This is a genomic window from Neisseria sp. P0021.S005 (genome assembly GCF_051956955.1).
The window spans coordinates 1-8,748 of sequence record NZ_JBQCWY010000096.1 but is presented as its reverse complement, the minus strand read 5'-3'; the positions used below and the strand labels follow the sequence as shown (position 1 = coordinate 8,748).

General features: G+C 48.1%; 6 protein-coding genes. 3 read left to right on the top strand and 3 right to left on the bottom strand.

The genetic code is table 11. The features are described 5' to 3' along the window. Positions 1-30 precede the first annotated feature (30 nt). Positions 31-567, bottom strand: a complete 537-nt coding sequence (locus ACTHUE_RS07500) for a KdsC family phosphatase (protein WP_004518854.1) — start codon at positions 565-567, stop codon at positions 31-33. 66 nt (positions 568-633) lie between these two features. Further along, complete coding sequence (locus ACTHUE_RS07495; protein ID WP_004518855.1) at positions 634-1,608, bottom strand: KpsF/GutQ family sugar-phosphate isomerase; 975 nt, start codon at positions 1,606-1,608, stop codon at positions 634-636. 134 nt (positions 1,609-1,742) lie between these two features. Between ACTHUE_RS07495 and tal the strand changes: the two genes are divergently transcribed. The 3 genes from tal (at position 1,743) to ACTHUE_RS07480 (ending at position 4,811) form a co-directional block, all read left to right on the top strand. Beyond that, positions 1,743-2,798: a transaldolase gene (gene tal / locus ACTHUE_RS07490; protein ID WP_004518856.1), complete on the top strand. Its 1,056-nt coding sequence runs from the start codon at positions 1,743-1,745 to the stop codon at positions 2,796-2,798. 152 nt (positions 2,799-2,950) lie between these two features. After that, positions 2,951-3,838, top strand: coding sequence for a tRNA glutamyl-Q(34) synthetase GluQRS (gene gluQRS, locus ACTHUE_RS07485; RefSeq protein WP_440361234.1), 888 nt, complete (start codon positions 2,951-2,953; stop codon positions 3,836-3,838). Between the two features lie 238 nt (positions 3,839-4,076). Further along, positions 4,077-4,811 (top strand): LytR/AlgR family response regulator transcription factor, encoded by a 735-nt coding sequence (locus ACTHUE_RS07480; protein WP_003686784.1) that lies wholly within the window; start codon positions 4,077-4,079, stop codon positions 4,809-4,811. Positions 4,812-5,087: 276 nt separating this feature from the next. On the opposite strand, the gene pilC is transcribed toward ACTHUE_RS07480, so the two are convergent. After that, positions 5,088-8,450 (bottom strand): PilC family type IV pilus tip adhesin, encoded by a 3,363-nt coding sequence (gene pilC / locus ACTHUE_RS07475; RefSeq protein ID WP_224783384.1) that lies wholly within the window; start codon positions 8,448-8,450, stop codon positions 5,088-5,090. Between the last annotated feature and the right edge of the window lie 298 nt (positions 8,451-8,748).

Below are 8,748 nucleotides of genomic sequence, written 5' to 3'. Positions count from 1 at the left end.
GAAAGGCGATTCCGTAACGCCATCTGATTTTCATCGTACATACTCTTTCAAAGCAGGTTCAAGCGTACCTTGCGCCTGCATAATCAAATCGCACACTTCACGCACCGCGCCTGCGCCGCCGGAACGTCGGGTTACATAATGGGCGTATTGCAAAGTAAACCAATGCGCTTCCGGGACGGCGACCGCCAATCCGCAACGCACCATCACGGGCAAATCGACAACATCGTCGCCGACAAAGGCGCACTCATGCTCCTCCACACCGGCCTGTTCGCGTAATTGGGCGTAGGCGACACGTTTGTCATGAATGCCTTTGAAGTAATAGTTGATACCGAGCTGCTTCACGCGGATACCGACGGAAGGCGCATCGCGGCCGGTAATAATCGCCGTTTGCACGCCGCTGGCCTGAAGCATTTTCAAACCATGTCCGTCCAAAGTGTGGAACGATTTGATTTCTTCGCCGTTGTCGCGAATAAAAATGCGGCCGTCGGTCAAAACACCGTCCACATCCAGTATCAGCAGTTTGATGCCTGAAGCGCGTTGTTGCAGGTCGGAAGAGAGGTTTTGCATAAGGTTTCCTTGTTTCAGACGGCCTATTCTAGCATAAGGCCATCTGAAAACGTTTTTGCCGTCGATTCAGACAATTCGTGCCATCAATAAATCGTGCATGTTCAGCGCGCCAATCAGCACGCCGTTTTCTTCGACCACCAGCAAACCGTTCACATGGCCGCTTTGCATGGCTTTCAAAGCTTCGGTGGCGAGACGATCGGCAGAGATGGTTTTCGGAGAGGCGTGCATGATGTCGTCCACTTTCAAACCGGCAAAGCTGTCGCGTTCTTGAAACAGACGGCGCAAGTCGCCATCGGTAAATACGCCTTTCAGACGGCCTTCGGCATCGGTTACCGCCAACATACCCAAGCCTTTTTCACTCATGCGGACAATGGCTTCTTTTAACGGCGTGCCCAACAAAACGGCTGGCAGGGCTTCGTCTTTGTGCATGATATCCGCCACGCGCAGCAACAGGCGTTTGCCCAAGCTTCCGGCCGGATGGCTCAAAGCAAAATCATCCGGCGTAAACGCTCGCGCCTGCAGCAATACCACCGCCAGCGCATCGCCCAAGGCCATCACGGCGGTCGTACTGGAAGTCGGTGCAAGGCCGAGCGGACAAGCTTCTTTGGAAACCGCCGCGGTAATATGGATATCGGCATGACGCGCCATGGTCGAAGTCGGATGGGCAGTGATACAAATAAGCGTGATGTTTTTACGTTTCAACGCCGGAATAATCGCCGCAATTTCATCGCTTTCGCCGGAATTAGAAATGGCAACCACGACATCGTGGTCCACAATCATGCCCAAGTCGCCGTGTGCCGCTTCGGCAGGATGGACGAAAAACGCAGGTGTGCCGGTAGAAGCCATGGTTGCCGCCATTTTGCGGCCGATGTGTCCGGACTTACCCATGCCGGTAATGACGACCCTGCCCTTGCAGTGCAACAATGCTTCCGCCGCACGGATAAAATCATGGTCCAAAGCCGCCGCAATTTCGCGCAAACCTTCGGCTTCCGTATCCAATACATCGCGCGCCCAGTCGAGATAAAGTGTGTTTTCCGCCATCAAAGCCACCTTTCGTGCTTGAATTTAGGTTTGTTTTGCCCAAATTAATCGGCTGTAAACTGTTCAAATTCATCGAATCGGCGTAGCATTACCGCCACTTCACAAACAAACCTATTATGTAAAAGGAATCAGAGATGACTATTTTATCGGACGTTAAAGCATTAGGACAACAAATCTGGTTGGACAATCTCTCCCGTTCGCTGGTACAAAGCGGCGAATTGGCAGAAATGCTGAAGCAAGGTGTGTGTGGCGTAACTTCCAATCCTGCCATTTTCCAAAAAGCCTTTGCCGGAGATGCCCTGTACGCCGATAAAGTAGCCGCACTCAAACAGCAAAACCTGACCCCGAAACAACGCTACGAAACCATGGCGGTTGCCGACGTACAAGCCGCTTGCGACGTATGTCTTGCCGAACATGAATCCACCGGCGGCAAAACCGGCTTCGTCAGCCTCGAAGTTTCGCCTGAATTATCCAAAGACGCACAAGGCACGGTTGAAGAAGCGCGCCGCCTGCACGCCGCCATCGGCCGTAAAAATGTCATGATTAAAGTACCGGCAACCGACGAAGGCATCGAAGCGCTTGAAATCCTCGTTTCAGACGGCATCAGCGTCAACCTGACCCTGCTCTTCTCCCGCGCCCAAACCCTCAAAGCCTATGCGGCCTACACGCGCGGCATTGCCAAACGTTTGGAAGCAGGACACGACGTTTCCCATATCCAAGTTGTCGCCAGCTTCTTTATTTCCCGTGTCGATGCCGCATTGGACGCCACCCTGCCCGACCACCTCAAAGGCAAAGTCGCCATTGCACTGGCCAAAGCCGCCTATCAAGATTGGGCGCAATACTTCGGCAGCAGCGAATTTGCCGCACTTGCCGAAAAAGGTGCCAACCGCGTCCAACTTTTATGGGCATCTACCGGCGTGAAAAACCCTGCCTATCCTGACACGTTGTACGTTGATAGCCTGATTGGCGCCCATACCGTCAACACCGTTCCCGATGCCACACTCAAAGCCTTTATCGACCACGGCACCGCCAAAGCTACTTTGACCGAAGGTGTGGACGAAGCCAAAGCGCAGCTTGCCGAAACCGCGAAACTCGGCATTGATGTCGAAACTTTGGCAACTCGTTTGCAGGAAGACGGTTTGAAACAATTTGAAGACGCTTTCGCCAAACTACTGGCTCCCTTGGCTTAAGCGGATTGAACGGACGGCCGAGAAACTTAAATCATTTTGAAAAGTCTCAGGCCGTCTGAAACCCAAATTCGGACGTGTACGGCACGCCCTTTTCTATCACGATTTGAATACCGTGCAGGCATACTTCCCCTGCCCTACAAAACCACCCTGCCATGTATATAGGACGTTTCGCCCCCAGCCCTACCGGCCTGCTTCATATCGGCTCCCTACTGACCGCCGTCGCCTCCTATACCGACGCGCGCGCTCATCAGGGCAAATGGCTGGTCCGCATTGAAGACCTTGACCCCCCGCGCGAAATGCCCGGCGCCGCCGCCGACATTTTGCGCACGCTTGAAGCCTTCGGCTTTGAGTGGGATGGCGAAGTCGTCTATCAAAGCCGCCGTTACGACCTATATCAAGACACCCTCGACCACCTCAAAGCAGCCGAGCTGGTGTATCCCTGCTATTGCAGCCGCAAAGACTGGCAGGCGGCGGCAACACATGGCGCAGACGGATTTGTATATAACGGCCGTTGCCGCAATCCTCAGCAAAGACCCGATACGCAAAACAAAACTCCGGCATGGCGCATTCAAGTTCCCGATCGCGTGATCGGTTTTTCAGACGGCATTGTCGGACATTACGCACAAAATCTGGCACACGATATCGGCGATTTCGTCCTGCTCCGTGCCGACGGCTATTGGGCATATCAGCTTGCCGTGGTTGCTGACGATGCCGACCAAGGCATAACCCATATTGTCCGCGGTCAAGATTTGCTTGTTTCCACGCCACGCCAAATCTATCTGCAACAATGCCTCGGCGTTCCCACACCGGCCTACGCACACCTTCCCCTATTGACCAACAGCCAAGGGCAAAAATGGTCGAAACAAACCCTTGCCCCGGCTTTGGATTTGAATCAAAAAGAACAACTTCTCCGCCAAGTCCTAACCTACCTCAACCTGCCCGATGCACCTGCTATGAACCGTCCGCAGGAATTGCTCGATTGGGCGGTGGCACACTGGCAAATGGACAAAATCCCAAAATCGTCCATTATCACGGACTGAATTAGCATGATTACAACAAAATTACTCTGGGTATTACAATATTTCATAAAATTATGTAAGTAATCTTCCGACTCATCCCAAACCATGCCCAAGAAGCGAAAAATCATGTATATTTTAAAAATTTCCTAAAATTGTCACAAACTGATAATTTCAAGGTTGTAACAACATACGGCTGACGCGTTATTGAGGATGACAAAGCGCGGCAGATCTCCCACGATACAACAAAAAGAATACCGCTATGCCAAGTGCCATTATTGTAGAAGACGAAGTATTAGCAGCAGAACGCTTACGTGTATTATTGGAAGAGTGCAATGTCGTACTGCTCAACGTCTTTCACCATGCCATGCCAGCATTGGAGTGGCTGAGTGTCCACGAAGTCGACATCGTATTTGCCGACATCGGCATGCCGGAAATCGACGGTCTCGAGTTTGTCGAACGCATTAAGCGTACCGCCAAACGCCAGCCGGAAATTGTATTCACCACAGCCTACGAAGAACACGCCCTGCGCGCGTTTGAGCTGGCCGCCGCAGACTATCTGCTCAAACCGATCAAAATGACCCGCCTGCAAACCGCGCTTGACCGCATCATCGAGAAAAACCGCGAAAAAGCAGACAGTTTCACCCATTTCAAAGTGTACAACCGCGAACGCATGGTTGAAATCCCATGGCAACAGGCGCGTTACCTGATGGCGGAACACAAAACCGTCTATCTGTTTACCGGCGACGGCCACAGCTACGAATTACCGAAGACCTTGGTTTACTGGGAAGAATTGCTGGGCGACAAAGTCATCCGCATCCATCGCAATGCCCTCGTCTTCCGCCACACCCTCGACAGCCTGATTCGACTGGACGACGACGAAAACGACGAATACGCATCCACATGGGGCGCTAAAATTCTCGATATTCCGACCCCGCTGCCCGTCAGCCGCCGGCAACTATCCACTCTGCGGAAAATTATTAAAAACAGCATCTAACAATGCGCTCCTTGATTAGCTCTTTTTAAATCAAAGGCCGTCTGAAAAGATATTTTTCAGACGGCCTTTTAACTTCTTAGCCAAATAGTAGAAAATTAAAAAAGAATAGCCTAAGTCTGTCATTTAACTTTATCCAAGCTCTCAATTTGATCAAAGCTTGTTATATCCACAAACAAAGTTTTCCATTTTTTAATCCAGCATCTCTCAATTACTACCACTCAACAGAAAAGGCCGTCTGAAAAAATTCAGACGGCCTCGATGCTTAATCCTTACCAATTAAAAGAACAATTCACGCCAGCTGATGCGTTTGAGTCCGCATGTACGGCCTTGTACTTCCAGGCTAACCAGCTGGTTAGACAAGAGACTGCGATCGCCTTTGGTTGCAAAACATTTATTGTTTGGCACGCTCGGCGTAGCGTTCAACTCCTTATCCGTACCCGTGCCGCCGCTATCGCCATCGGCAGTTACCGGAGAATCATCGGCTTTGCTGGAATTTATATAAGTAAAGTTGATAACACCATCAAAAGTCATACCGTTGGCGTAATAAATCTGGCCATTATTCTCGCGTTTGATAAATGTACGATCCTTGCTGGAGATACGCGCATCACGCAAGCCCAAACGACCGCCATTTTCAGCATTTACACCCAGAATAATCGTTTTCGCTGTCGTTTGTGTGGATGTACTGTCCGGTAAACAAACATCGGTACTAGAAGAGTCAGTATGAATTGTTTTGGTTTCATACTTGCGGATGGTCACAACAGCTGTACGCAAAATCATCGTCGGCTTGACAGTCACACGTTCATTCGGATCTAAAGTCAGACTCCAGCCTTTTTTACCTTCACCAACCTTATTGTCGCTGACATAAATATGTTCGTCGTCACTTTCTCTGGTTTGCTGTTCCAACTCACTACTTTTTGCCAAAACCGCATCAGTAGATACATCATCGTAAATACCGTAAACGGCATTGATTTGTCCGTTAGTACCTTCTAGTTCATTCTGATAAATCTCGCTACCCGTACCAAAAATAACGACATACTTATCTTTACCACGACGTGATACCGCAGGCGCAGACGTAATCGGTTGATTCCCCGAACCTTGGAAAATCATTTGCGCCGACCATTCAGACTCGGTTTTACCTCTCAAGTCGAAGCGGAACATATTGCCGTAACGGTCACCGGCATAAGCAATATCAACAATACCGTCAAAATCGGTGTCTACCAAAGTAGGGGTAGAGAGGCCGCCTTTGCCATTCGGTGCAGGAATTCTAGCTAAGAGCTTGCCGGCTTTAGAAGAAGAAACATTAGTACCAGTATTTTTTGTCCCTGCCTCTTTCCCTGTCATATCATAAACATACAAAGCCGTTTCATTGTCGGCACTGTTCACATCCTCAGTACGATAGCCGCTAGCCAAGAAGCCCGCATAACGCACATTCGATTCCAGATTGACCGGAGTGGTATCGCGTTTGATGGAAACACGGCCGATTTGTGTCGAACCAATGGTATAACCCAGCTTATTGTCAAAGCCTTTTTTTGTTTCAAACAAAGGCACAGTCGTATTCCAACCACTACGATCGCTGTTAGCTACCGCACCAATATTCAACGCATACGCACCGCGTCCACCTTGACCCATCGCACCAAACATAAAGGTTTGCTTATCAGGTGTTTGGCGGAGAACAAAGCCACCATTAACCATATAACGGTGCGGCGTGCCAGAGCCGTAACCATCGCGTGCAATATCTTTCAGAACCTTGCCCAAAGTTGTCGCTTGACCTTGATCGTCCTCGCGCTCCATGCCTGCCGGAATATAGCTGAGTTTCAAGTCATAAGGATTGCTAGGCGTACCATTACGGAAAATATGTACCATGCCGTCATTGGCAGCAGAGACCAAAAACTCTTGACGGTTGTCGCGCTTATCGCCAATAGCTGCAACCGAACCATCTAAAATATCGCCTAAATTACGTTCATCTTTACTTGAATCAGCAGAATCTGTCGGACGAATTCGATAAGACTGGCTATAACCTTTTGTCTCTGCATCCGCTTTGATGGTTTCATCACTACCTACTCGGCCAGTCCATTTCAGCAATGCATTTTTCCATTCCAACTTATCTTTCGCACTACCGTCTGAAATGCCAAAATCGGCATTTGAAGCCTCATTATCTGCAACTCTATCGATGAAATAGGTCTTACTGCCGTCATTAACCAAAGTAAGGCGGTTATTAAATGATGGCTGAACAAACTCAGTCGTATTGATAGGTGTACCATCACGGTTCAATTTATAAAACCGCAATTGACTACTCCAAGAGCCGGTATTCAAATGAACCGTTGCCGCCATATCGGGAATACCCATACTGGTCGTTGCCGGAGCAGTAGAGGATACTCCTTCAAATTTCGTATTTTTGCTGTCATTTTCAATATTGTCGACAATGGTTTTAAAGGCTTCAAGCAAATCTTCTTTTTTCGCAGCATTAAAATACCAGTCTGGACGGCTCGCACCCTTTTCCAGATACTCTCTCCCAACTTCAGAGATCCCCTCACCAAAACCCACAGTAAAAGTCTGAACCAATTGCTTGCTGTAATCTATGCCTTTGGGATCGCTTGGATCACCATCCCAGCTCTTACCCGCAGCATCTGAACCGTCTTTTGCTGTTTTAATGTCTTTTTCTGCCAAAGTCTGGCTAAAGAAACGCATACCGCGTTTTTCATCCTTATAGTTCCTATCCCAATAAGGAACAATAATTTCGCCTGCAGCTACCCACATATACCTACCATAATTAGGATCATACTCATGCTTATATTTACTAGATTGACATAGCAATTTCTTTTCATTCTCAGGCAAGCCAAAATCATTATCATATTGATAAGGTAGAAAATCAAAGTATCCTTTGATACGACCTCCACCATTAAAGAATTTACCTTTCCCATAGCTATCATCATTAGCCTTCACTTCAGACGGACCAAAATATTGGTATGCAGACGTACCCGCACTACGTTCAATATCGCGGTAATAGTTTGAATAGTAATAATCCCTATCGTAGTTGAAGTTAGTATTACGAGATAAACGAGGATCTTCACCTGGAATCTGGTTACTACAACTCATATTGGCATCGCCGTCCGACATCACAATCACATAAGACTTCTGACAACGGTATTTGATATTGGGCATCACAAAGTTTTTGACTACTTCATAGTAGCGGCGCGTGATTGGCGTAGCATGGCCAGGATCAATGCCATCTACCCTCCTTTGAACATCCTTCCAATCATCGGTAAAGCCCCCCTCATCTGGAGTATCAGTACGACCATTGTTATGCAGAGTTTGCAAACCCCACTGGAATCGTTGTTTTTCGCCATACTCTTTCAATACCGATTTTAGGGCCTCCTTAGTAATCGTTATTCTTTTATCAGCCCGTACAGATGTTTCCTTACCTTGTACATTCCATTGCATACTGCCCGAGTCATCAATCAAAAACATAATATTGTGTTTGACTTTGGGTTGGCCGCTGACGTCGGTTTTGTTTTGCAGGTAAAAAGGAGTTTGGGCAAATTGCTGCGTATTTGCCTGAACGGAAATGCTGATAAGCGCTAAAGCGGAAGCGACGCTTGCATGAATGAGGCGATGGCGGCCTGATGGAGCGTTTTGCATAATGTGTTCTTTTTTCATCGGATAATCTCAGCTAAAAATGACGTTGTTTTTATTTTTTATAAGGTTACGATTCTAGCATAAACAGCCTGTTTCATGTTTGATTCGGCTGAATTTCCCGACACCTGCATTTCAAACACAACAAAAATGAAACAATCTGCCTGCTCAGTTTTAAGACGGCCTGACTGAATATTTAGTTCAACCTTATTCATCAGGCATTCCAAAAGCAAGGGACTGTACCGTAAAGATAAAACGTTTTTAAATTATCGATTATTGGCTCTACGCTTGAAATTCCTATTAC